This is a genomic window from Plantactinospora sp. GCM10030261 (assembly GCF_042666615.1).
Lineage (GTDB): Bacteria > Actinomycetota > Actinomycetes > Mycobacteriales > Micromonosporaceae > KBS50.
The window spans coordinates 1-1,371 of sequence record NZ_JBHTDD010000063.1 but is presented as its reverse complement, the minus strand read 5'-3'; the positions used below and the strand labels follow the sequence as shown (position 1 = coordinate 1,371).

Genomic DNA, 1,371 nt, shown 5'->3' with positions numbered 1-1,371 from the left:
GGGTCTGTCAAGTTAACGGCTGATCTTGGTTGTTGAGGTGGTCAGTTGTTGGCCGGGGTGAGCCGGCCTTCGAAGGCGATCTGGAAGGCGTTCAGGGGTGCCTTCCAGCGCATGGTCCAGCGCCGGCGCCCGGCGCCGGTCGGGTCGAGGCTCATCAACGCCATGTAGACACACTTCAAGGCGGCTTGCTCGTTCGGGAAGTGGCCGCGAGCTCGGACGGCCTTGCGGATACGGGCGTTGACCGACTCGATCGCGTTCGTGGAGCAGATGACCTTGCGGATCTCGACGTCGAAGGCGAGGAAGGGCACGAACTCGGCCCAGGCGTTCTCCCACAGCTTCACGATCGCCGGATACTTGCGGCCCCACGCCTCGGCGAACTCCAGGAACCGCTCGGTCGCGGCGTCCTCCGTCGGCGCGGTGTAGACCGGCTTGAGCGCTTTGGCGATCTTGTCCCAGTCCTGCCTCGCCGCGTAGCGGAACGAGTTGCGCAGCAGATGCACCACACACGTCTGCACGATCGTGCGCGGCCACACCGTCTCCACCGCCTCGGGCAGGCCCTTGAGCCCGTCACAGACCAGCATCAGCACGTCGGCGACGCCGCGGTTCTTCAGCTCGGTCAGCACGTGCAGCCAGTGCTTGGCGCCCTCACCGCCATCGCCGGCCCAGATGCCGAGGATGTCCCGGTGTCCGTCGACGGTGACCGCCATGGCCAGGTAGATCGGGCGGTTCGCGACCTGCCCATCCCGGATCTTGACGTTGATGGCGTCGATGAACACAACCGGGTAGACCCGGTCCAGGGGCCGGTTCTGCCACTCCGCCATGCCGTCCATGACCTTGTCCGTGATGGTGGAGATGGTCTGCTTCGACACCTCGGCCCCGTACACCTCGGCCAGGTGAGCGGCGATCTCCCCATGGGTGAGGCCCTTGGCCGACAACGACAGCACCATGTCGTCGACGCCGGTCAGGCGCCGCTGCCGCTTGCGCACGATCTGCGGCTCGAACGTCCCCGCCGCGTCCCGCGGCACCCGCACCCCGACCGGCCCGACGTCGGTGAGCACGGTCTTGGTCCGGCTGCCGTTACGGGTGTTCCCGCTACCTCGACCAGCTGGGTCGTGCTTGTCGTAGCCGACGTGGTCGGTGATCTCACCGTCCAGCGCCGATTCGAGGACCCGCTTCGTGAGCTGCTGCAGCAGCCCGCCCTCACCGGTCAGCTTCAGCCCGTCACCACGAGCCCGATCGACCAGCATCGCGATCAACTGCTCGTCCGTGACCGCACCCGACGGCTCCACAGCCGACTGTCCCACGGTGGTCTCGGTCGTCATCTGGCGTCTCTCCCTTGATCGGTCGATCAGCCGTTATTTGTACAGTCCC

The 1,371-nt window shown here is 66.5% G+C and carries 1 protein-coding gene; it reads right to left on the bottom strand.

The genetic code is table 11. The features are described from left to right. Positions 1-41 precede the first annotated feature (41 nt). Positions 42-1,247: an IS256 family transposase gene (locus ACFQUZ_RS32330; protein ID WP_377449097.1), complete on the bottom strand. Its 1,206-nt coding sequence runs from the start codon at positions 1,245-1,247 to the stop codon at positions 42-44. Positions 1,248-1,371 lie beyond the last annotated feature (124 nt).

What these genes read in the sequence shown, in the direction of transcription:
- ACFQUZ_RS32330 (WP_377449097.1), bottom strand. Translation starts at nt 1,247, where the DNA reads ATGCTGGTCGATCGGGCTCGTGGTGACGGGCTGAAGCTGACCGGTGAG.